This window comes from Pseudarthrobacter sp. PS3-L1 (genome assembly GCF_030063285.1).
In the GTDB taxonomy this organism is placed as follows: domain Bacteria; phylum Actinomycetota; class Actinomycetes; order Actinomycetales; family Micrococcaceae; genus Arthrobacter.
Map to the genome: position 1 here is coordinate 224,585 of NZ_JASISU010000001.1, position 22,305 is coordinate 246,889.

Annotated in this window: 19 protein-coding genes; 13 read left to right on the plus strand and 6 right to left on the minus strand. The window is 61.3% G+C overall.

The features are described 5' to 3' along the window. The first annotated feature begins 70 nt into the window (after positions 1-70). The 6 genes from betT (at position 71) to QMG79_RS01105 (ending at position 11,056) form a co-directional block, all read left to right on the plus strand. A complete protein-coding gene (betT, locus tag QMG79_RS01080; protein WP_283536724.1) occupies positions 71-2,257 on the plus strand; it encodes a choline BCCT transporter BetT in 2,187 nt (728 codons plus the stop codon). Beyond that, positions 2,254-3,759 (plus strand): aldehyde dehydrogenase family protein, encoded by a 1,506-nt coding sequence (locus QMG79_RS01085; RefSeq protein WP_283536725.1) that lies wholly within the window; start codon positions 2,254-2,256, stop codon positions 3,757-3,759. The genes betT and QMG79_RS01085 overlap by 4 nt, the downstream gene beginning before the upstream one ends. 4 nt (positions 3,760-3,763) lie before the next feature. Continuing rightward, a complete protein-coding gene (locus tag QMG79_RS01090; protein WP_283536726.1) occupies positions 3,764-5,344 on the plus strand; it encodes a GMC family oxidoreductase in 1,581 nt (526 codons plus the stop codon). 194 nt (positions 5,345-5,538) lie between these two features. After that, positions 5,539-8,199, plus strand: a complete 2,661-nt coding sequence (clpB, locus tag QMG79_RS01095) for an ATP-dependent chaperone ClpB (RefSeq protein WP_283536727.1) — start codon at positions 5,539-5,541, stop codon at positions 8,197-8,199. A 164-nt stretch (positions 8,200-8,363) separates the two neighbouring features. Beyond that, positions 8,364-9,959, plus strand: a complete 1,596-nt coding sequence (locus tag QMG79_RS01100; RefSeq protein WP_283536728.1) for a purine-cytosine permease family protein — start codon at positions 8,364-8,366, stop codon at positions 9,957-9,959. 17 nt (positions 9,960-9,976) lie between these two features. Then, on the plus strand, positions 9,977-11,056 hold the full coding sequence (locus tag QMG79_RS01105; protein ID WP_283536729.1) for a cyclase family protein: 1,080 nt from the start codon (positions 9,977-9,979) through the stop codon (positions 11,054-11,056). A 27-nt stretch (positions 11,057-11,083) separates the two neighbouring features. Here the strand turns inward: QMG79_RS01105 and QMG79_RS01110 are convergent, their stop codons facing one another. Further along, on the minus strand, positions 11,084-11,665 hold the full coding sequence (locus QMG79_RS01110; RefSeq protein WP_283536730.1) for a septum formation family protein: 582 nt from the start codon (positions 11,663-11,665) through the stop codon (positions 11,084-11,086). A 288-nt stretch (positions 11,666-11,953) separates the two neighbouring features. Here QMG79_RS01110 and QMG79_RS01115 point away from each other — a divergent pair, with 288 nt between their 5' ends. After that, complete coding sequence (locus QMG79_RS01115) at positions 11,954-12,184, plus strand: DUF3073 domain-containing protein (RefSeq protein ID WP_283536731.1); 231 nt, start codon at positions 11,954-11,956, stop codon at positions 12,182-12,184. A 255-nt stretch (positions 12,185-12,439) separates the two neighbouring features. Here the strand turns inward: QMG79_RS01115 and purM are convergent, their stop codons facing one another. The 4 genes from purM to bcp form a co-directional block, all read right to left on the minus strand. Continuing rightward, positions 12,440-13,594: a phosphoribosylformylglycinamidine cyclo-ligase gene (gene purM, locus QMG79_RS01120; RefSeq protein WP_283536732.1), complete on the minus strand. Its 1,155-nt coding sequence runs from the start codon at positions 13,592-13,594 to the stop codon at positions 12,440-12,442. Beyond that, the gene (gene purF / locus QMG79_RS01125; protein ID WP_283536733.1) at positions 13,591-15,249 is read right to left on the minus strand and encodes an amidophosphoribosyltransferase; all 1,659 of its coding nucleotides are present in this window, start codon (positions 15,247-15,249) and stop codon (positions 13,591-13,593) included. Before purF ends, purM begins: the two co-directional genes overlap by 4 nt. A gap of 47 nt (positions 15,250-15,296) precedes the next feature. Next, positions 15,297-15,623 (minus strand): MFS transporter, encoded by a 327-nt coding sequence (locus tag QMG79_RS01130; RefSeq protein ID WP_283536734.1) that lies wholly within the window; start codon positions 15,621-15,623, stop codon positions 15,297-15,299. Between the two features lie 92 nt (positions 15,624-15,715). Next, complete coding sequence (gene bcp, locus QMG79_RS01135) at positions 15,716-16,192, minus strand: thioredoxin-dependent thiol peroxidase (RefSeq protein WP_283536735.1); 477 nt, start codon at positions 16,190-16,192, stop codon at positions 15,716-15,718. Positions 16,193-16,464: 272 nt separating this feature from the next. Here bcp and QMG79_RS01140 point away from each other — a divergent pair, with 272 nt between their 5' ends. From QMG79_RS01140 to QMG79_RS01165, 6 genes are all read left to right on the plus strand, one after another. Further along, positions 16,465-17,217, plus strand: coding sequence for a ZIP family metal transporter (locus tag QMG79_RS01140; RefSeq protein ID WP_283536736.1), 753 nt, complete (start codon positions 16,465-16,467; stop codon positions 17,215-17,217). 227 nt (positions 17,218-17,444) lie between these two features. Further along, a complete protein-coding gene (locus QMG79_RS01145; RefSeq protein ID WP_283537322.1) occupies positions 17,445-18,227 on the plus strand; it encodes a VanW family protein in 783 nt (260 codons plus the stop codon). A gap of 109 nt (positions 18,228-18,336) precedes the next feature. Continuing rightward, on the plus strand, positions 18,337-18,732 hold the full coding sequence (locus tag QMG79_RS01150; protein WP_283536737.1) for a DUF2256 and DUF3253 domain-containing protein: 396 nt from the start codon (positions 18,337-18,339) through the stop codon (positions 18,730-18,732). A 205-nt stretch (positions 18,733-18,937) separates the two neighbouring features. After that, complete coding sequence (locus QMG79_RS01155) at positions 18,938-20,155, plus strand: NRAMP family divalent metal transporter (protein WP_283536738.1); 1,218 nt, start codon at positions 18,938-18,940, stop codon at positions 20,153-20,155. 8 nt (positions 20,156-20,163) lie between these two features. Then, on the plus strand, positions 20,164-20,982 hold the full coding sequence (locus tag QMG79_RS01160; protein WP_283536739.1) for a putative hydro-lyase: 819 nt from the start codon (positions 20,164-20,166) through the stop codon (positions 20,980-20,982). 100 nt (positions 20,983-21,082) lie between these two features. Beyond that, positions 21,083-21,562, plus strand: coding sequence for a hypothetical protein (locus tag QMG79_RS01165; protein ID WP_283536740.1), 480 nt, complete (start codon positions 21,083-21,085; stop codon positions 21,560-21,562). On the opposite strand, the gene QMG79_RS01170 is transcribed toward QMG79_RS01165, so the two are convergent. Further along, entirely contained in the window at positions 21,559-22,242 is a 684-nt protein-coding gene (locus QMG79_RS01170; RefSeq protein ID WP_283536741.1) for a GntR family transcriptional regulator, read from the minus strand. The two genes, QMG79_RS01165 and QMG79_RS01170, sit on opposite strands and share 4 nt — an antisense overlap. Positions 22,243-22,305: the final 63 nt, after the last annotated feature.

Genomic DNA, 22,305 nt, shown 5'->3' on the forward strand with positions numbered 1-22,305 from the left:
TTCATGCGTACCCCGAGGACCACCGAAGCCCCGCGTCCCGCCTGCAGCCTCAAAACTGAAATGGGACAGAATGAGCCAGAATTCGCAACCACCCGCTGGGACGGCGGGATCCGATGACGCCAGCAAAAACACGAGAAATCGCCTGAGCAGCAAGAACAGCGTCATCGCTCCCGCCAACCCGCCGGAAGCCAGAACCCGGATGAACAAGACAGTGTTCTTCGGCTCCGCTATTGGAGTCGTTGGCATTGCCCTGTGGGCAATCTTCGCCAAGGACAATGCCGATGCTGTCATCGGCTCCATGGTGTCGTGGGTATCCACCAATATGGGCTGGTATTACTTCCTGATCGTTACCGCTGTCGTCATCTTTGTCCTGATCGTGGCACTGTCCAGGGTGGGCAAGACCAAACTGGGACCGGACCACTCCAAACCGCAGTTCAGCATGTTCACCTGGGCAGCCATGCTGTTTGCCGCTGGCATTGGTATCGACCTGATGTTCTTCTCGGTTTCCGAGCCGGTCAGCCAGTATCTCGCCCCGCCGCAGGGTGAGGGTGGCACGCCGGAAGCTGCGCGCCAGGCCCTGGTATGGACGCTTTTCCACTATGGCATCACGGGCTGGGCACTGTATGCGCTCATGGGGCTTGCCCTGGGCTACTTCTCCTACCGCCATAACCTTCCGCTGAGCATCCGCTCCGCGCTGTATCCCATCTTCGGTAAGAAGATCGAGGGTCCTATTGGGCACGCGGTGGATATTGCCGCGCTGCTGGGCACCATCTTTGGCATTGCCACGTCCCTGGGAATAGGCGTCGTCCAGCTCAACTACGGGCTGAAGTTCATGTTCGGTGTTCCGGAGAACCTAGCCGTGCAGATCGGCCTGATTGCGCTGTCCGTGGTGATGGCCACCGTGTCGGTGGTTGCTGGCGTTGAAAAGGGAATCCGTCGGCTCTCCGAACTCAACGTGATCCTGGCTGTGGCCCTGATGATATTCATCCTGGTCACAGGCAAGACGAACTTCCTGCTCGACGGAATCGTCCAGAATGTTGGCGACGTGATGAGCCGGTTCCCGGCCATGACCCTGGATACGTTCGCCTATGACAGGCCCACCGACTGGCTCAATGCCTGGACACTGTTCTTTTGGGCCTGGTGGATCGCCTGGGCGCCGTTTGTGGGACTCTTCCTGGCGCGTATTTCCAGGGGACGCACCATCCGGCAGTTTGTTATCGGCACCATGACCATCCCGTTCCTGTTCATTCTGGTCTGGATCTCCGTGTTTGGAAACTCCAGCTTGGACCTGATCATGAACGGGAACATGGCGTTCGGCGATGCTGCCATGAGCAACCCAGAACGTGGCTTCTACAGCCTGTTGGCCGAATTCCCGGCCGTGCCCGTCACTGCTGCGGTGGCGACCTTTACCGGCCTGCTCTTCTACGTCACGTCTGCGGACTCCGGTGCGCTGGTCATGGCCAACTTCACCTCCCATCTCAAGGACGCGGACTCTGACGGCCCTGAGTGGATGCGGGTGTTCTGGGCAGTGGCAACCGGTCTGCTGACGCTGGCCATGTTGACGGTGGGTGGAGTGGCGACGCTGCAGAACGCCACCATCATTATGGGACTTCCACTGTCGCTGCTGCTGGTGCTGATCATGTTGGGCCTTTACAAGGCGCTCAGGGTGGAGAACTCGCTTAATGACAGTTATCGCGCCAGCCTGCCGGGCATCATTACTGGCCGCTCCAGCGACCAGCGGGCCGGACGCACCTGGCGGCAGCGGGTTGCCCGGGCCATGAGCTATCCGGGACGCCGGCAGACCACCCGCTTCGCTGACACGGTGGCTATCCCCGCCTTGCAGGAAGTTGAGGCGGAGCTGAAGGAGCAAGGCGCGGACACTGTTTTGACTGTCGCGCTGGTGGAGGCCTGCGGGATCCAGAGCATTGACCTGCAGATCGCCATGGGCGGGGAGAGGGCCTTCAAATACCAGATCTACCCGGTCCAGTATGAGACGCCCAGCTACGCGACCCGACGTGCCGATCCAGACGATCACTATTACCGCATGGAGGTGTTCTCCCTGGAGGGCAGCCACGGCTATGACCTCATGGGATACACCAAGGAACAGGTCATCACAGATGTCCTGGACCACTACGAGCAGCACCTGGAGTTCCTGCACATCAACCGTGCGGATCCGGGCAATACCGTCTTGGTCGAGGACCAGATGGCAAAAGACAATTGGGAATCAGATTTCGAAACGCAGGAGGAAACGAAATGAGCACCGAAACGCTTTATATTGGCGGCAGCTGGACTGCGGCGTCCGACGGCGGCACCCGGGACATCCACTGCCCGGCCGACGGCGAACTGGTGGGCACTGTTTCCGAGGGAACCGCTGAGGATTCCACCCGCGCTGTGGAGGCTGCCAGGGCAGCTTTTGACACGGGGGAATGGTCCGGCAAATCGCCTCTGGAGCGAGGCACGTTCCTGATCAACGTGGCGAACAGGCTTCGCGAGCGCAAGGATGACTTCGCGCGGGCGGAGACGCTGGACACGGGCAAGCGCCTGGTGGAAAGCGAACTCGACATGGACGACATCGCCAATTGCTTCGAGTACTTCGGCAAGCTTTCGGGCCAGGATTCCGGCCGGGTAGTGGATGCTGGCAGCGCCACAGTGGTCAGTCGAATCGAATACGAGCCCGTGGGTGTTTGCTCCCTGATTGCGCCATGGAACTACCCCCTGCTGCAGGCGTCCTGGAAGATTGCCCCGGCGCTCGCGGCGGGTTGCAGCTTTGTCCTCAAGCCCAGCGAGCTGACCCCGCACACTTCGATCCTGATGGTGGAAGTGCTCGTAGAGCTGGGTCTGCCGGCCGGTGTTGCCAACCTGATCCTCGGTGCGGGCGGAACGGTCGGTTCTGTGCTGTCCAGTCACCCGGACGTTGACCTTGTCTCCTTTACCGGTGGCCTGGAAACTGGCAAGACGATCGCGGCATCGGCCGCTGCATCGGTCAAGAAAGTCGCGCTGGAACTGGGTGGTAAGAATCCCAATATTGTCTTCGCGGATGCCGATTTTGACGCAGCCCTGGACAACGCCCTCAACGCCGCGTTTGTCCACTCTGGTCAGGTTTGTTCTGCTGGTGCCCGCCTGATCGTCGAGGAGTCAATTGCGGAGACGTTTGTTGACGAACTCGTGCGCCGCGCAGAGCAGATCCGGGTGGGGGGACCGTTCGACCCCGATGCTGAGACCGGCCCACTGATCTCGGCTGCGCACCGCGACAAGGTCACCGCCTACGTCGACAAGGGAGTAGCAGAGGGTGCACGCCTGCGCTGCGGCGGAACCTGGGGAACAGGGGAGCTGGAGAAGGGCTTCTACTACATGCCGACCATCCTGGACCAGGTCCGCAGCGGAATGTCAGTTGTGGTTGACGAGGCCTTTGGCCCGGTTGTCACAGTGGAGACTTTCAGCACCGAAGAGGAAGCGGTAAAGATCGGTAACGACACCCATTACGGCCTCGCTGGCGCAGTATGGTCGCAGGACGCCGGTAAGACGCAGCGGGTGGCCCGGGCACTTCGCCACGGCACCATCTGGATCAATGATTTCCACCCCTACCTGCCGCAGGCGGAATGGGGCGGCTTTGGCCAGTCCGGCGTCGGCCGTGAACTGGGCCCAACGGGTCTTGCCGAGTATCAGGAAGCCAAGCACATTTACCAGAACATTGACCCGCAGGTGACCGGCTGGTTCGCGGACCACGCATCTGCTGCCGCCCCTGCAGAAGGGAACTGAGACCATGAGCGCCTTCGAAAAAACAGACTTTGACTACATTGTGGTGGGCGGTGGTTCCGCCGGGGCCGCTGTAGCATCGCGCCTCAGCGAGGACCCCTCGCTTGAAGTTGCGCTGGTGGAAGCCGGCCCTGATGACCGCAACCTCCCCGAAATCCTGCAGCTTGACCGCTGGATGGAATTGCTGGAATCCGGCTACGACTGGGACTACCCCATCGAGGAACAGGAAAACGGCAACTCCTTCATGCGCCATGCGCGGGCAAAGGTGATGGGCGGCTGTTCCAGCCATAACTCCTGCATTGCTTTCTGGGCACCCCGGGAAGACATTGACGACTGGGAGCAGAAGTTTGGCGCAACAGGCTGGAACTCGGACATGGCCTACCGGCTGTACAAGGCACTGGAAACCAATGAGGACGCCGGCCCCGATGCGCCCCACCACGGCGCGAGTGGTCCGGTGCACCTGATGAACGTTCCGGCGTCGGACCCTACGGGCCGTGCGATCCTGGATGCCTGCGAGCAGTCCGGGATCCCCAAGGTGCACTTCAATACTGGCGAGACAGTGATCAACGGTGCCAGTTTTTTCCAGATCAACCGGCAGGCTGACGGCACCCGGGCATCGTCCTCCGTGTCCTACATCCACCCGATCATGGATCGTGAGAACTTCACGCTGCTGACGGACCTGCGGGCCAAGGAACTCACGTTCGATTCCGACAACCGCTGCACCGGCGTCGACGTCGTGGACAACGGCTTCGGAAAGACGCGTCACCTGGGCGCGCGGGCCGAGGTCATTGTTTCCACGGGTGCCATTGATTCGCCCAAGCTGCTGATGCTTTCCGGTATTGGCCCGGCAGCCCAATTGGCCGAATTCGGTATCCCCGTCCGCGTGGATTCTCCGGGTGTGGGTGAGCACCTGCAGGACCACCCTGAGGGCGTCATCCAGTGGGAGGCAAAGCAGCCCATGACTGAAACATCCACGCAGTGGTGGGAGGCCGGAATCTTCACCGCCACGGAAGAGGGCCTGGACCGTCCGGACCTCATGTTCCACTATGGTTCGGTCCCGTTCGACATGCATACCCTCCGCCAGGGGTTCCCGACCACCGAGAATGGCTTCTGCCTGACGCCCAACGTCACGCATGCCCGTTCTCGCGGCACTGTAACCCTGCGCAGCAAGGATTTCCGTGACAAGCCCAAGGTTGACCCGCGGTATTTCACCGATCCGCACGACATGCGCGTGATGATTGCTGGCATTCGCAAGGCCCGTGAGATCGCTGCACAGCCAGCGCTGGCCGATTGGGTAGGTACCGAGCTGTACCCGGGCAAGGACATCGTCACGGACGAGCAGATCAGCGACTACATCCGCGCCACCCACAACACGGTGTACCACCCCGCCGGAACCGTCCGGATGGGCGCGCCCGACGACGTTATGTCGCCGCTTGACCCGCAACTGCGGGTCAAGGGTGTCACCGGACTCCGTGTCGCCGATGCCTCTGTCATGCCGGAACTGACCACTGTCAACCCAAACATCACCACCATGATGATCGGCGAGCGGTGTGCGGAACTGGTTCAGGAAGCCCGCACGGCTTCCTGACGCCGTTTTCGCCGAGTCTGTTGTGTGAGTGGGCGGTTCCCTCAGTGGGGGCCGCCCACTTTCGTCTCCTTCGAGTTTTGGGCTTGGCCGCCTGAGGCGGGGGCGCCGGGGAAAAGACGCCTTTGCGGGCTCAAAGTTAAGTTGAGCGTAGTACACTCAACTTAACTGATCACCCCTTCCGGAAGGAGCTCTCCATGGACGTCAAATTCACTACCAAGAGCCAGGAGGCTCTTTCGGCTGCTGCCATGAATGCCTCTACTGCGGGCAATCCCCAGGTCGAGCCAGCGCACCTGCTCAAAGCACTGATGGACCAGCGGGAAGGGGTAGCCGTTGCCCTGGTCCGCGCCGCCGGCTGCGACCCCGACGCCGTCAGTACGCAGGCGAGCACCGCCATCAAGGCACTGCCCTCCTCATCCGGCGGCTCCGTCCAGCAGGCGCAGCTCTCACGCCCGGCAATGTCGGCCATTCAGATGGCCCAGGCGGAAGCCGAAAAACTCGGTGATTCCTTTGTTTCCACCGAGCACCTGTTGCTGGGCCTCTCTACGGGGAGTGACGGCGTAGGGCGGCTGCTGCGTGACGCCGGCGCCTCCCACGAAGCGATGCTTGCGGCCCTCCCTGGTGTGCGGGGTGACCGTAAGGTCGATGGCCCCGATCCGGAGAACTCCTTCCAGGCGCTAGAGAAATTCGGCACGGACCTTACTGCCATGGCCCGCTCCGGGAAGCTGGATCCGGTGATCGGGCGTGATGCCGAGATCCGGCGCGTCATTCAGGTGCTGAGCCGCCGTACCAAAAACAACCCCGTCATCATCGGTGAACCTGGTGTGGGCAAAACCGCCGTGGTGGAGGGCCTGGCCCAGCGGATGGTTGCCGGTGACGTTCCGGAGAGCCTGCGCGGTAAAACCCTGATAGCCCTTGACTTGGCCGCTATGGTGGCCGGCGCAAAGTACCGCGGAGAGTTCGAGGAACGCCTCAAGGCAGTCCTTGAGGAGATCCGTAACTCAAACGGCCAGATTGTCACTTTTATCGATGAGATTCATACGGTGGTGGGAGCCGGAGCCACCGGGGATTCGTCGATGGATGCCGGGAACATGCTCAAGCCCATGCTGGCAAGGGGTGAGCTCAGGTTGATTGGTGCCACCACCCTCGATGAGTACCGCGAAAACATCGAAAAGGATCCTGCGCTTGAGCGCAGGTTCCAGCAGGTTTTTGTGGGCGAGCCAAGCGTGGACGACACTGTTGGAATCCTCAGGGGACTGAAGGAGCGCTACGAGGCGCACCATAAAGTGACAATAGCCGACGCCGCCCTGGTGGCAGCTGCGACGCTGTCCAACCGCTACATCTCGGGGCGTCGCCTGCCGGACAAGGCGATTGACCTGGTGGATGAAGCGGCATCGCGCCTCCGGATGGAAATAGATTCCGCGCCGGAGGAAATTGACCAGCTGCGGCGATCCGTTGACCGGCTGACCATGGAGGAACTGGCGCTGGCAGGGGAAGTGGATGACGCTTCCGTGGAACGACTGGCAGCTTTGCGGGCAGATATGGCTGACAAGAAAGAAGAGTTGGCCGGACTTAATGCCCGGTGGGAGGCAGAGAAGGCCGGGCTGAATCGGGTGGGTGATCTTAAGGCCACGCTTGATGCCTTGCGATCTACGGCTGACAAAGCGCAGCGCGAGGGTGATCTTGAGACGGCATCAAGGATTTTATACGGGGAGATTCCGGCGCTTGAGCGCGAGTTGGCGGCAGCTGCCGAGGCTGAAGCTGTCATCGCGGACCGGTCCGGGCAGATGGTGGCAGAACAGGTTACCGCCGATGACATTGCCGAAGTCATTTCCGCCTGGACGGGCATTCCAGCAGGCCGGATGCTGCAGGGCGAGAGCCAGAAGCTGCTCCACATGGAAGAAGAACTTGGGCGGCGACTCATCGGACAGGGCAAGGCGGTGGAAGCTGTATCCGACGCGGTGCGGCGTGCGCGGGCTGGTATCAGTGACCCAAACCGCCCCACTGGATCGTTCCTGTTCCTTGGCCCCACGGGTGTGGGCAAGACCGAACTTGCCAAAGCCCTTGCTGACTTCCTGTTCGACGACGAGCGCGCCATGGTGCGGATCGATATGTCCGAATACTCGGAGAAGCATGCCGTGGCGCGGCTGGTGGGTGCGCCTCCGGGCTATGTCGGGTACGAAGAAGGCGGTCAGTTGACGGAGGCAGTCCGCCGTCGTCCGTACTCTGTTGTGCTGCTCGACGAGGTGGAGAAGGCCCACCCTGAGGTCTTTGACATTCTTCTCCAGGTCCTCGACGACGGCCGGCTCACCGATGGCCAGGGCCGCACGGTGGACTTCCGCAACGTCATCCTGATCCTTACCTCGAACCTCGGCAGCCAGTTCCTGGTGGACCCAACGTTGGATGACAAAGCGAAGCGGACGGCAGTGATGGCGACCGTGAATGCGTCTTTCAAGCCGGAGTTCCTTAACCGGCTCGACGAGGTTGTCCTTTTCGACGCACTCACGGTTGATGAACTGGCACGGATCGTGGAGATACAGGTCGCCGAACTCGCGGAACGGCTGCGCGGGCGCAGACTGAGCCTGGATGTCAGCGACGGTGCCCGGGCCTGGTTGGCGCTCTCTGGTTTCGATCCGGCCTATGGAGCCAGGCCGCTGCGCAGGCTGGTGCAGCGAGAGATTGGCGACCGTCTTGCCAAGGCAATCCTTGCCGGTGAGATTGTGGATGGCGACACAGTTTTGGTCGACACGGCTGCCGACGTCGGGGAACTCACCACTGACGCGCTCTCCGCTGACCATCTGGCTGCTGCGGGACTTTCTGTGACGCGCAAGGTTGATGCTGTGGAGGGCGATTCCTAGGGCGATTCCTAAGGCTGTCCGCTGGTGAGACATTGTTTGCTGTGATCCCATTCACACTGTAACCTCAGTGCAACTTATGGTGCTTAATAAGCAACTCCACGCACTGATCGGAGAACAGTATGGCTTTGGGTAAGCGTCGGGCAGGGCGGACAGACCGCGCCAGAGTGACCGAAGTAGAAACGCATGGAATCGAACGGATCCCCGAAGAGGATCGCAACGCCACGGCACTTGACCTTTTTCGAGTGTCATTCGGGGGTGCCAACACCTTTGCCACAGCCTTCCTTGGCGCCTTTCCCATCCTTTTTGGACTGTCGTTCTGGCAGGGGTTCGCTGCGACTGTTGCTGGCCTTACCGTAGGAGCGCTACTGCTGGCGCCGATGGCAGTGTTTGGGCCGACCAATGGCACCAACAATGCTGTATCCTCATCAGCCCATCTGGGTGTCCATGGCCGGATCGTCGGCTCCTTCCTTTCGCTACTGACGGCCACAGCCTTCTTCTCGATCTCGGTCTGGAGTTCGGGGGATGCCCTGGTGGGCGGACTGAATCGGCTGGTAGGCGTGCCCCAGGAAATGGGCTCTTTCGCTGTCGCCTATGGAATTTTCGGGATCCTGGTCCTGATTGTCTGCATCTTTGGGTTCCGCTTCATGCTGCTGGTCAATAAGATCGCCGTCACGGCAGCGACGTTGCTCTTTATTGTTGGCTTTATTGCCTTCTGGGGTGATCTGAACCTGGACTTCGTCGGCTCCTTCGGTACGGGACTGGACGGCATGGGAATGGCAGGCTTCATTCCGGCCTTCATTGGCGCAGCGTTGATAGTGATGTCCAACCCCATTTCCTTCGGAGCATTCCTCGGTGACTGGGCACGCTACATTCCGACCAACACCCCTAAACGCAAAGTCATGGGCGCTGCCCTGCTGGCCCAACTTGCCACACTTGTTCCCTTTACGTTCGGCCTGGCTACCGCGTCCATCATTGCCACGAAAGCGCCGGAGTTCATGGACCCTGCAGCACCGAACTACGTAGGCGGGCTTCTCGCTGTGTCTCCAGCCTGGTACTTCGTGCCGCTGTGCCTCATCGCGCTCATTGGTGGCATGTCCACCGGGGCCACTTCGCTTTATGGAACGGGTTTGGACTTCAGCAGCGTATTTCCTCGGTTCAGCCGGGTCCAGGCAACACTGTTCATCGGCGTTCTCGCCATCATCTTCATCTTCGTCGGGCGCTTTGGCTTTAACCTGGTCCAGAGCATTTCCACGTTTGCCACGCTGATCGTTACCTGCACGGCCCCATGGATGGTGGTCATGATCATTGGTTTCATTGTTCGTCGTGGCTGGTACGACGCCGATGCACTCCAGGTTTTTAATCGTCGACAAACTGGTGGCCGGTACTGGTTCAACCATGGCTGGAACCTGCGCGGCATGCTGTCCTGGCTCATTAGTGCAGCGGTGGGTCTCAGCCTTGTCAACATGCCGGGCCAGTTCCAGGGACCCCTGGGCAACCTGGCGGGTGGAGTGGATATCAGCCTTCCTGCGGCGCTCATTCTGGCCGCCGTCCTGTACCTGGGAATGCTGTGGATTTTCCCGGAGCCGCGAGCCGTCTTCCCAGCGGCCGGGCCACGTTGGGTTCCAAGTTCCGATACCCCGGTCCCCGAGGTCTTCGGGGCTGACGGAAAAGTTGTTAACCAGGAAAGGGGTGACGCCGCCCGTACAGCTACAGTGGACGGCACCATGGCCGGTACTGATGAAATGGCGGCTCAATCATGAGGTGGCTGGATCTCAGCGTGCCAATGCACACGGGTATGCCTGTCTATCCAGGCGATCCGGAAGTCCTCATTAGCCGGGCACTCACTGTCGAAAGTGATGGAGTCAACGTCCTTGCGTTGGCCCTGGGATCCCATTCGGGAACGCATCTGGACGCCCCACTGCACAGTGACGAGGACTGGGCCGCCCTTGAGCGTCTGCCAATGGGTCAGTTCAGCGGACCCGTCGAATTGGTCGATGTGCGGCCCGCTGGCGGCGGCACCATCACGGCGGCGATGCTTGCGGGCATGAGGTCGGCGCTGGACCCGGAAGTCGACCCGGGCGCACCACGCAGAATCCTGCTCCTGCGGACGGGATTCTCAGACAGGTGGGGTCAGGATGCGTACCTGAGCCACCCGGCCCTGGATTCTGCTGCGGCCCAGCTGATCTTCGATCGCGGATACCGCACAGTGGGAGTCGACGCCCTCAGCGTCGATCACAGCGACGGCGCGGATTCGGCACTTCCGGCTCACCGGATCCTGGCGGGTAACGGCTGCGTGATCGTCGAGAATCTCACGGGCCTGGATCAGGTGGCGGCGGCGCTTGAGGCCGGTTCCGAGGTGGAAATCTTCCTATACCCACTGAATATCCCTGGCGCGGATGGGTCCCCGATTCGTGCTGTGGCGCGTGTGACACCGGCGGTACCCGCTCCTGTCTCACGGGCCGATGTCGAGGCAGCGGCCGGGAAGCTGATGGAGGCATTTGGTGCCACCGACACTGATGCCTACTTTGCGGCCTTCAGCCCCGAAGCAACGTTTATCTTCCATCCCGAGCGGGAATCCTTGGACTCCCGGGCAGCCTACCGAAACCTTTGGGAGAGCTGGGTGTCCTCCGGATGGAAAGTGCTCGCGTGCACAAGCACCGAGCGGAACATTGCGCTGGCGGGGGACACTGCGATCTTTACGCACCGGGTAGCTACGGTTGTCCAGGATGGCGCCACCGGTGGGCGCATTCCAAATGACGAACGCGAGACGATTGTCTTCACCAGGATGGCTGACGGCAATCTCCTGGCAGTCCACGAACACCTCTCGCCGGTTCCTGCGCCGGGCGGGACTTCATAGTCCACGCAGTGCCAGCGTCCTGCACTGCTAGGGCAGGACGCTGGCCGTGATCACATTCCCAGTCGGAGCCGTGACGTAGCAGTCAACGCGCCGGTCACCGACACCCCAGCTGGATTCACTCGGATAGGCCCGCTGGAAGTTCAGGTCAAACTGATCGGCGGCTGCCGACAACTTAGCAGCCTCGCAGGCTTCCAGGGCTTTGGCCTGCAATACGTCCACGCCTGGATAACTGTCTCCGGCCGGATAGCGGAACAGGGCAACCAGCTGGGCGGAGTGCCCGCTGTCGCAGGCCACAACGTTCGCTTTGAGAGCCTCAGGGTTAAAATCGGCGAAGCAGTCCCCAAGCGTGAACTCCGAGGGTGCCGCGTCCCGGGGGACCGGGAGCGCTGTGGCTGGCGCGGTGGCCGCTACCTGGATCGATGCCGTGTCGCCGCTTTCTTGGTCTGGCACGGCGACAGGTTCCGTCCGGTTGGCGTTTGCGCTGGCCAGAAGAAAGATCACCAGCCCAACCAGGAGAGCCGCAACAACAGCCAGGGCCGTGACGAAAGCAGGCCTGCTCAGCGTCCACGAACGGGCCGACGGCTTTTTTATTGGCCCCGTCTGGGTCACGGAAGATCACACTCCTGGTTATGGAACGGGCCGTGACAGAGGTCTCCGGCAGCTTTTTCCTGTTGTGACTCTATCGAATATTTGGCTGTTTCGGGCTGTTGGCAGACCTGGGCAGGGGTGTTCGCGAGGATCAGGACTCTTTGACCGTGTGGGCGTGCCATCCGCTGGCCGCACATGCCGTAGAAAGCATGTAATCTAGGTGTACGACAAATTGACCAAACATTCCGGGGCCTCACCACTGCCAAATGGTGACCACCTCCGGTCCGAGTACACAAAGGGGGTCACGCCATGGGGCGCGGCCGTCAAAAGGCAAAAGCTACCAAACAGGCTCGGGACATTAAGTACTACTCCCCGAACACTGATTACACTGCCCTTCAGCGCGAGCTCAAGAGCAGTGAGGTCCGTGCTCCAAGCCGCTTCGCCAACGAACCCGTGGAGCCCGATTATTCGGCCTACGTGGACAAGTACGCGGATGATGTTGAGGACGACGACGACGCGGACACCCGCCGGATCGGTTGACCCCAAGTGATGCTGGTGTCAGTAGACACAGTTCTCACCACGTCAGATCGTTATTCCACCCAGACCGGGCGCACTCAGGAAGTGCAGCCTGGTTTTCGTGGTTAAGCCATAGGTGACCCGGGTACCGGATGGCATGGCTCCCCCCGGGCGAACGTGGGCACGTGTTTCCAGAATAGCGAAGGCCCCGTACTGGCAGGTTTGCCGGTACGGGGCCTTTTCTTCGCGTTTTTACTGGGACGGCGTTAGCCCGTCTGCTCAGGCATAGGCGTTGACCAGCCGGACGGCACCGCCGTCGACTCCCTTGGCGCCCTGGACGTAGTCCGGCCCGCCCTTGATGATCAGGTCTGAGTCTGCTTCCACGGTGCCCATGATCCACGAGGGGAGTCCGCGGTCGTTCAGCCGGGCCACGGCGGCGTCGGCAACCAAGGGTGAGACGATTGCCACCATACCAACGCCAAGGTTGAGGGTCCGCTCAAGGTCTGCCAATGGCACGTTGCCCAGTTCCGAGACCAGCTTGAAGATTGCAGGTAGTTCCCAGGTTGCGCGGTCCACAGTTGCCACTAGCCCCTGCGGCAGGACACGGGCCAGGTTCGCTGCGAGCCCACCGCCTGTGACGTGGCTGAATCCGTTGACACCACGTCCGGAGTTGACCGGGAACGTCCGCGCCAGGTCAAGGCAGTCAGCGGCATAGACGCGGGTGGGCTCAAGGAGCTCCTCGCCCAGGGTTCGGCCGAATTCTGACACCTGACGGTCCAGCGCCCATCCAGCGTGATTGATGACCCGGCGGACCAGCGAGTAACCGTTGGAGTGCAGTCCAGAGGATGCCATGCCGATGACAACGTCGCCGGCGCGTACGCGTTCCGGCCCGAGGAGGCTGTCTGCTTCGATAACGCCGGTGGCTGCGCCAGCGACATCATATTCGTGTTCGCCCAGCAAACCCGGGTGTTCGGCTGTCTCGCCGCCCACCAACGCGGTTCCGGCTACAGAGCACGCTGCGGCAATGCCACGAACAATGTCTGCGATCCGCTCCGGAACGACTTTTCCGCAGGCAATGTAGTCAGTCATGAAGAGCGGCTCGGCACCAACCACCACGATGTCATCGACCACCATGCCCACCAGGTCGAAGCCAATGGTGTCATGGATGTCCATGGCCTGGGCAATGGCAACCTTGGTGCCCACGCCATCGGTTGAGGTGGCCAGCAGGGGCTGCTTGTAGGTGAGGAGCCTGGATACGTCGTATAGCCCCGCGAAACCGCCAACACCGCCCAGGACCGAGGAGTTGTGAGTTGCCTTGATGGCACCCTTCATGAGTTCCACTGCGCGGTCTCCGGCCTCAACGTCCACGCCAGCGGAGGCGTAGGTGATGCCGGCGGGTGCCGTGTTCTCAGCGGCTGGGGATGCGGAGGTCATACGGACTCTTTCTTGTCAGCGCCACTGGTGGCAACCTTGTGATGGATTTCGGGCACCTGGTCTTCCTCAGTCAGCAGGTTCTCGAATTCGGCGTCGGGGCCTGGATCGCATCCCGTGGCACCTGGCTTGTCGGCCGGGTCCTGAGCGAGGGATGCTTCCGGGGGAACGTTCGACGGCGGGAGCCCGCCCAGGTCGGTTCGTTCAAGGAGGTTCTTGCCCAGTTTTTCCGCGCCAGGCAGGGTGATGGGGTACTTGCCGGTGAAACAGGCAGTGCAGAGTCGCTCGCGGGGCTGCTGGGTGGCGCCGATCATTCCTTCTTCGGAAATGTACGCCAGGGAGTCAGCGCCGATTGCCTGGGCGATTTCAGTAATGGATGCGCCGTTGGCAATCAGTTCTGCTCGCGAGGCGAAGTCGATGCCATAGAAGCACGGCCACTGGACAGGCGGTGACGAGATCTTGACGTGGACACTGGCAGCCCCGGCCTCGCGGAGCATTCGGACTATGGCACGTTGGGTGTTGCCACGGACGATCGAATCATCCACAACCACGATTCGCTTTCCGCGGATGACCGATTCGAGGGCGTTGAGTTTGAGGCGGATTCCCAGCTGACGCAAGGTTTGTGAGGGCTGGATAAAGGTGCGGCCCACGTACGAGTTTTTGACGAAGCCATGCGCGAAGGGGATGCCCGACTGTTCGGCGTAGCCTACGGCTGCTGGTGTGCCCGACTCAGGAACCGGGATGACCAGGTCAGCTTCCTGTGTGTTTTCGCGTGCCAGCTGGCGCCCCATTTCGACACGGGATTCGTAGACGGACCGGCCGGCGATGGAGGCGTCAGGGCGGGCCAGGTAGACGTACTCAAAGACGCAGCCTGCCGGGGTTGCTTCCGCAAAGCGGACCGAGCGGACGCCCTCTTCGTCTATGGCGATGAATTCCCCGGGTTCGATTTCCCTGATAAAGCTCGCGCCGACCGTCGCAAGGGCGGACTGCTCCGAAGCAACCACCCAGCCGCGCTCAAGGCGCCCCAGCACTAGGGGTCGAATGCCGTAAGCATCCCGTGCAGCATAGAGCGTTCCCTCGTCCATGAAGACGAAGCAGAAGCCGCCCTTGATCTTGGGAAGCAGTTCCATGGCGGTCTGCTCGAGGCTGGTATCTGCGTCGCCCTGGAGGAGGGCCGTGACCAGTGCGGTGTCGGAGGTGTTGCCCTGTTTCATTTCTCCGGTCAGCTGACCGCCGTTACGTTCCATGATCATGGCGTTGAGTTCGGCCGTGTTGGTCAGGTTCCCGTTGTGCGCAAGAGCGACGGTGCCGGTGCTGGTCGCACCAAGCGTTGGCTGTGCGTTGGCCCAGTGGCTTGCGCCAGTGGTGGAGTACCGGCAGTGCCCCACAGCCAGGTGCCCTGTCAGCGTGTTCAGGGTGGTTTCATCAAACACCTGGGAAACAAGTCCCATGTCCTTGTACACGTTGATCCGCTTGCCGTCGCTGGTAGCTATGCCAGCCGACTCTTGGCCACGGTGCTGCAGTGCGTACAGTCCGTAATAGGTTAGTTTTGCTACTTCTTCGCCGGGAGCCCAAACACCGAAAACGCCGCAGGCGTCCTGCGGTCCTTTTTCGCCGGGGAGAAGATCATGGGAAAGTGTTCCATCGCCGCGTGCCACTGGTCGATTATCTCACGAGAACACCTGTGCCGGGGCCGATAGTTGCTTTATGACCCGCTGATGCGAGTTGCGTCGTCGTCGGGCTCGGCGTCGGAAACGGCTTCGACTACCGCCGTCTGGGCTTTTTTCAGGCTGATTCGGTCCAGAATCAGGGCCACGACAGACCCGAGGATGATGCCTGCGATTCCAAACGCGATCAAGAAGAACCCAAAGACGGCGTTGGCGTCGTACTCGCCATCGGCTGGTAGGACAAATGCGACGAATCCGGCGCCCACGAAGCCAAGGATGGCACCCAGGACCATGAAGGGGACGTAGCGGGGAGCGCGGCGGACGCTGATTTCACGGCGCGGGGCGGGTGTCTCTTCAAAAGCCATGATGATAAGCCTACTGCGGCATGCGAGCCTTCTTCCGCAGCTACGACCTACGCTGCGGCCAGCCCGGGCGCCCGGGCGCCCGGGCGCGGATATCAGACGCCCAGTGTTTCGCGCAGAGCGCGCACATGGCCCTGGGCCTTGACCTGGTACTGAGCCAACACCACCTTCCCCTGCTGGTCCAGTACCACTGTTGAACGGACGATGCCCTCTGTGACTTCGCCGTCCACCAACTTTTCGCCCCACGCACCGTAGGCCAGTGCCACGTGGTGGTCCTGGTCTGCGAGCAGGGGAAACGTGAGGTTGAAGTCGCCGGAGAAGTTGGCAAGTGCCCCCGTGGAGTCAGGGCTCACTCCCAGCACCTCGTACCCTGAATCCTGAAAGCTGGACAGGCTGTCACGAAAATCGCAGGCCTCTGTTGTGCAGCCTGGCGTGGCGGCCTGGGGATAGAAATACAGGATGACGTTCTTTCCGCGGTAATCCGCCAGGGAAACAGTTTTGCCGTCGGCAGCTTCAAGGGAAAAGTTGGGAGCCTGAACTCCAGGCTGCAGCTTGTTCAGCGTGGGAGACATCGAATTCCTTCGCGGTAGTCGGCCAGGTGGGCCGGGAGTGGAGGGCCGTTTTTGTCAACCCTCCTATCTCGCCGTCTATTCCAGCAGCCCAGGTGACTGAGTGCAAAAGGTGCCAATTCCTGCGGTGGAGGCCCCGTCGTCGTCGCTCCACGGATGCACGATCGCAAGGGGTGCGAAAAGCGGCCACCACGAAAGTTCTGTCCACGCGCAGATTCCGTTCGTCGGCGGGCAACGGTCTACTATCGGCTCCATGATCATGAGTGGAAGGCACCATGCCTGAATGGTTGGCAGCCGGTACGGCAGGTTTGGTGGCAGGCGGTGCACTGCTGCTGGGCAGCGCAGTCGCCTGGTTCATCAGTGTCCCGGCCAGGCTGGTGGCGGCGATCATGGCCTTCGGGGCTGGCGTCCTGATTTCAGCACTGACGTTCGAACTGGCCCAGGAGGCTGTTGAGGTGGGTGGGCTCGCCTACACCTGCCTGGGATTCCTTGTAGGAGCCGTGGTTTACGTGGGCTTGAATATCCTGCTGGCCAGGTACGGCGGACGGCACCGAAAGCGGTCCGGGGGCCAGGTGGCTGCCGAGGCGGACCAGAAAAGCAGTGGTGGTGCTATCGCCATTGGTGCGCTACTGGACGGAATCCCGGAATCGATGGTGCTGGGCCTGAGTTTCCTGACCGGGGGAGGGCTCAGCCTTCCGGTCTTTGCGGCTGTTTTCATCTCCAACGTTCCGGAAGGCCTGTCCAGCACTGCCGGCTGGAAAAAAGCTGGCCGAGGGCCGTTGTATGTTTTCGGTATCTGGGGCGCCATAGCCCTGGCATCTGGACTGGCTGCCCTGGCAGGATACCTGCTGCTGGATGGTGCTGCGCCGGGCACCCTCGCTGTCGTCAACGGCCTCGCAGCTGGCGCCATCCTGGCGATGATCACCGACACGATGATTCCGGAAGCCTTTGAAAGGGCGTCCCTTTACACCGGGCTGATAGCGACTCTCGGTTTCCTGGCTGCCTTCAGCCTCCACCAGCTCCCCTGACGCTGTGGGGTGGCACTCCCGGTGCAAAGCCAAGTTCCCCGGCCGGGCACGGTCTGCAGGCTGGCGGCGATCACGACCAAAGTGGTCAGGCCGGACTATGCTGGGGTCCTGGCGCTGGGGGGCACGAGTCCTTCAAGGATGATGTGCCAGGGACTGTGGGGGAAACGATGCCAAGAAAACTCTTTTGCGAATGGTCGCCGCTGGCCTACAGGATTTCTGTGCAGAAGATGATTCTTCAACGGAAGGTCCGGGATCGCCTCAAGCGAGTTCGGTTTGCCACCCAGGACCATGACATTGAACTTCCGGTGGTGGTGTACAAGCACAATTCACTGATCCGACGGAAACTCGGAAACGTGGATACGCACCTGCAGGACAACAAAGCCATCAGCTTGGGTATCGCGGCGCCCCAGGTCGACATGGTTGTGATTCGACCCGGCGAGACATTTTCGTTCTGGAATCTAGTGGGTAGTTGCACGGCCGCCAAGGGGTATCGTGTGGGTCTGGTGATTGGCAATGGGGCTCCCGAGACTGGAATTGGCGGCGGGCTGTGCCAGTTCACCAACTTGTTGCACTGGATGGTCCTGCATAGCGAGTTGACCATTGTTGAGCACCACCATCACGGGGAACTGGACCTTTTTCCTGACTTCAACCGACAGATACCTTTCGGCTCGGGAACGTCCATTATTTACAATTACCTTGACTACCGGGTCCGCAACGATACGGACCAGGCATTCCAGATCAGGGTCAGCACCACCGAGGAACATCTTCGCGGTGAACTGCGTGCAGAACGGACACCCGAGGTGAAGTTCCACATCCGGGAAGAAGACGCATACTTCTATGAATCCGCTGGTGTGGTCTACAGGCATAACCGTGTCATCCGGCACACCAGGGATAAGCGCACGGGCAACGTCGTGGAGTCTGTCCAAATTCTGGAAAATACCGCGAAGGTCATGTACGACCGCGACCAAATTTCGTCACCCATTCGGACTGAGGAGTTCCAGGCCAGGTGATCTAGGACGTCACGAAATGTGGTTCCGGCGGTAAGGATCACTTTTGGCCGTGGTCGTGGCCGTGGTCGTAGTCCTGGGCCCACTTTACGTGCCGGGGCAGAATGGACCCATGGCCCACCGAAAGCGCGAAGCCGCGCATATCCCACAAGAGAAAACCTGCGCTTCCTGTGGGCGCCGCATGGAGTGGCGGGCAAAGTGGGCAGATAACTGGGCAGAAGTTCGTTACTGCTCCGCTGACTGCCGCCGTCGGGGTGTAAACCCCGTGGATCGGGAACTGGAGGCCAGGATCCTGGCCCTTCTTTCCGCGCGGGCTGTTACCTCCACAATTTGTCCGTCGGACGCAGCCCGAGCGGTGGGCGGTGAGGACTGGCGAGCCCTGATGGAGCCCGCACGTCGGGCTGCACGCCGACTGGTTGATTCCGGCGAGGTACAGATCACCCAGGGTGGTTCGGTCGTTGATCCCTCGACCGCCAAGGGCCCCATCCGGATCCGAAAAATTCAGTAGGCTGCCTGAGGGCATACAGTGGCGACTCCCTCGATTCTTTCCATGCGCCGAGTGCCAAAAGCAGGCACCGTGCACACCAGCATGCTGGTGCGTTGAGGGAAGATCAATGTTTTGTTGAACAATTCCTTGCGGGGATTGTTCAACAGTCTGTACAGTTGCGGAAACACCCGTTGTGACTCCGGTCACCGAAACTGTTGGGACCCCCATGGAATCCACTACAGCCAAGGCCGCCCTCAAACCGGCCGCCCGGCGTTCCGCACTGCTGGGCGCCATGTTCCTTATGGCCACCAGCGCGATCGGCCCGGGTTTTATCACCCAGACGACGGCGTTTACTGTCCAGCTCGGCGCCGCGTTCGCCTTCGCGATCCTGGTGTCGATTCTGGTGGACATTGCGATCCAGACCAATGTCTGGCGAATCATCGGGGTCTCCGGCTTGCGGGCCCAGGAGCTCGGCAACAAGGTACTTCCCGGCGTCGGATGGTTCCTGGCCGGGCTGGTGTTCCTCGGCGGCATTGTCTTCAACATCGGCAACATTGGAGGCACCGGGCTCGGAACCAACGCCATGCTGGGCGCAGATGCAAAGATCGGCGGTGCAGTGTCCGCCGTTGTGGCAATCCTCATCTTCATCAGCAAGCGGGCCGGCGTGGCACTGGACAGGATTGTGGTGATCCTTGGGGCGTTGATGATCCTGATGACGCTGTACGTGGCCATCGTGTCTGCCCCGCCCTTGGGGGAGGCGCTCAAGAATACGATCATGCCGGAGAAGGTGGACTTTTTGGTCATTACCACCCTGATCGGCGGCACAATCGGCGGGTACATCACGTACGCTGGCGCCCACCGAATGCTGGATACTGGTGTCACGGGCGTGGAAAACGTCAAACAGATCGCGCAAAGCTCGATCGCCGGGATCTTAGTCACCTGCGTTATGCGTATCCTGCTGTTCCTTGCCATTCTCGGCGTCGTTGCAGGTGGCGTGACCCTGACTGGCAGCAACCTTGCCGCCTCCGCATTCCAGGCAGCGGCCGGCGATATCGGCATGCGGGTTTTCGGCGTCATCCTGTGGGCAGCCTCCATCACCTCCGTGATTGGTGCGGCATACACCTCGGTCTCCTTCGTGACGAAGTCCACCACCACGGAACGGACCCGGAATCTCATCACCGTCGGTTTTATCGCTTTCTGCGCTGTGGCCTACCTGCTGATCGGCCAGGCCCCGCAGCAACTTCTCATTTTTGCAGGCGCCTTCAATGGGCTGATCCTTCCCGTCGGATTCGGCGTGCTGCTCTGGGTTGCCTGGCGTCGCCGCGACCTCATGCAAGGCTATGTCTACCCCAAGAGCCTGCTGATCATCGGTGTCGTGGCCTGGCTCCTGACTCTTTTCCTCGGTTACAGCTCGGTCATAAGCCTGGGCAAGCTGTGGGCCTAGGACCAGCAATGGCCCAGACTGCCAACGGTTCCCCTGCCTATCCCCGGGACCCCTCCGCACTCCTTCCGGCCGCGGCCCGGACCCTGTTCCGATCCGGTCTGGTGGCCCCCACCTCGGGCTGGAGCGCCGGCTTTGCGCAGGCGAACCTGATCATTGTCCCCAAAGCGCAGGCCTTTGACGTGCTGCTCTTCGCACAGCGCAACCCCAAGCCCTGCCCTGTCCTGGGCGTTTTGGACGCCGGGGACACGGCAGGCCCCCTGCTCGCCGGTGGAGACATCCGTACCGATGTTCCCAAATACGTGGTGTACGAGGACGGCCGGAAGGTCGATGAACCCACGGACATCATGGAGCATTGGCGCGATGATCTGGTGACCTTCATTGTGGGCTGCAGCTTCACGTTCGAGTCCGCACTCCAGGCCAATGGCATCAGGGTGGCGCACATTGACCAGGGCGTGAATGTGCCGATGTACCGTACGTCTGTCCGCTGCGAACCGGCAGGCTTGATGGCCGGACCGCTGGTGGTCTCGATGCGTCCGGTTCCCGCGTCCCAGGTGGCTAATGCCGTTCGTATTACCTCCCGCTATCCAGCTGTCCATGGGGCTCCCGTTCATGTGGGCAACCCCGCCGAGCTGGGCATCAAGGATTTGTCCCGGCCCGATTTCGGAGACCCGGTTCGCATTCCCGAAGGGCACGTTCCGGTCTTCTGGGCCTGCGGCGTCACACCGCAGGCGGCGGTGATGGAATCCCGTCCGGCATTGGCAATCGGCCACGCCCCTGGACACATGCTCATCACAGACGCACGAGACTCGGCCTACCAGGTTCCGTAGCGTGGCCTGGCGCGGCGCCGGGCAGTCCTGCAGCCGGATGCCATCGGGCCTGGGCTGACGCCGTGACCCGAGCAGCGATTGGCCATGAAAGGATTCACTGATGACTACCGATAATGATGCCGTTGACCCTACGGCTCCCACAGACCGCAATGGCGTGGACGATTCATCCGAAGCCAGCCGTCAGTGGGACCACATAGGAGCCATCATTGTGGACGCCACGCTGCAGCGCCGGCAAAATTACCATGAAACAGTCAAGCCGCGTGTTCTCGCACTGATTGCCGAATGGCCGGATGCGGCCACGACCGGTGGATTCAGGCAACGGCTCGACACGAAGAAGCTCTCCAAGGTCATCGATTGGCCCTCACCTGGCCGGCTGGCCCAGGTGGAAGACATCACGCGCGTATTCGAGAGCCAAAGCATTAAAACTGTCGAGGATCTCCAAAAGGCTCTTCGTGACCACCCTATGAGAGACGTTCTTCATGAGGCGCTTGCTGCAGTGCGGCACGTCAGCCCCAAAACACTGAACTACATTGACGTCTTGAGTGGAATCTCCAGTGCTGAGGCAACGACTAAACGCTAGAGACTCCCGATATGCTTCAACAGCTCGCGCTCGGCGTCATCAAGATAGTGGCGAAGTTCCGCCGCAGCCTCGTCGCGGTGTCCGGCCCTCAGCTGCACCACGAGGGCTGCATTGCGTTCCACATACTGGCTGTGGAAATCCGGTGTCGTGGCTAGGGCGTGGAAGACCAGCCGCATCTGGGCCAGGACCTTCTCCATGAGCTCCGCCACCGAGTCACTGCCGGCGAGCCCCACCACGGCCTTGTGCAGGTCCTGGTTGGCGTCCGCCATGTCCTTCACGGACCCCTCAGCCAGGGCGGTGCGTGCGCGATCGACTATTGCGTCCAGCCGGTCGAGGGCATCTGGCGGCAGATCGCCCCACAAGATGGCGGCCGGCTCAATCAGGCGACGCACCCGGTAGATCTCGCGCACGTCCTCTACCTGTGGCGAGGCGACAAACACGCCGCGGTTCGGTATGCGCTGCACCACTGACTCCCCGGACAGTACCGTGAAGGCCTCCCGCAGTGTGTTGCGGGAGACGCCGAGCGCCTCGGAGAGTTTCTGCTCGGAAAGTTTCGCTCCGGGCGCCAGCTGGCCAGCAGAGATGCGTGACCTGAGCAGTCCCGCAGCCCAGGAGACGGTATGGGCGTGGGTGGCCTTGACCTCTGAAGAGATCCCTTCGAGCGCGGCGTTCATGGGCATGCCTCCAATCTACAGACATGCCTCCCGCTCCCTGCCCCCGGGGATACCGAAGCGCGCAAAATA

Bases quoted from the DNA above. Each gene is read 5' to 3' on its own strand.
- QMG79_RS01160 (WP_283536739.1), top strand. From the start codon at position 20,164: ATGGCCCAGACTGCCAACGGTTCCCCTGCCTATCCCCGGGACCCCTCC.
- QMG79_RS01090 (WP_283536726.1), top strand. From the start codon at position 3,764: ATGAGCGCCTTCGAAAAAACAGACTTTGACTACATTGTGGTGGGCGGT.
- betT (WP_283536724.1), top strand. From the start codon at position 71: ATGAGCCAGAATTCGCAACCACCCGCTGGGACGGCGGGATCCGATGAC.
- QMG79_RS01145 (WP_283537322.1), top strand. From the start codon at position 17,445: ATGATTCTTCAACGGAAGGTCCGGGATCGCCTCAAGCGAGTTCGGTTT.
- clpB (WP_283536727.1), top strand. From the start codon at position 5,539: ATGGACGTCAAATTCACTACCAAGAGCCAGGAGGCTCTTTCGGCTGCT.
- QMG79_RS01130 (WP_283536734.1), bottom strand. From the start codon at position 15,623: ATGGCTTTTGAAGAGACACCCGCCCCGCGCCGTGAAATCAGCGTCCGC.
- purM (WP_283536732.1), bottom strand. From the start codon at position 13,594: ATGACCTCCGCATCCCCAGCCGCTGAGAACACGGCACCCGCCGGCATC.
- QMG79_RS01085 (WP_283536725.1), top strand. From the start codon at position 2,254: ATGAGCACCGAAACGCTTTATATTGGCGGCAGCTGGACTGCGGCGTCC.
- QMG79_RS01115 (WP_283536731.1), top strand. From the start codon at position 11,954: ATGGGGCGCGGCCGTCAAAAGGCAAAAGCTACCAAACAGGCTCGGGAC.
- QMG79_RS01150 (WP_283536737.1), top strand. From the start codon at position 18,337: ATGGCCCACCGAAAGCGCGAAGCCGCGCATATCCCACAAGAGAAAACC.
- QMG79_RS01170 (WP_283536741.1), bottom strand. From the start codon at position 22,242: ATGCCCATGAACGCCGCGCTCGAAGGGATCTCTTCAGAGGTCAAGGCC.
- QMG79_RS01155 (WP_283536738.1), top strand. From the start codon at position 18,938: ATGGAATCCACTACAGCCAAGGCCGCCCTCAAACCGGCCGCCCGGCGT.
- bcp (WP_283536735.1), bottom strand. From the start codon at position 16,192: ATGTCTCCCACGCTGAACAAGCTGCAGCCTGGAGTTCAGGCTCCCAAC.
- QMG79_RS01165 (WP_283536740.1), top strand. From the start codon at position 21,083: ATGACTACCGATAATGATGCCGTTGACCCTACGGCTCCCACAGACCGC.
- QMG79_RS01140 (WP_283536736.1), top strand. From the start codon at position 16,465: ATGCCTGAATGGTTGGCAGCCGGTACGGCAGGTTTGGTGGCAGGCGGT.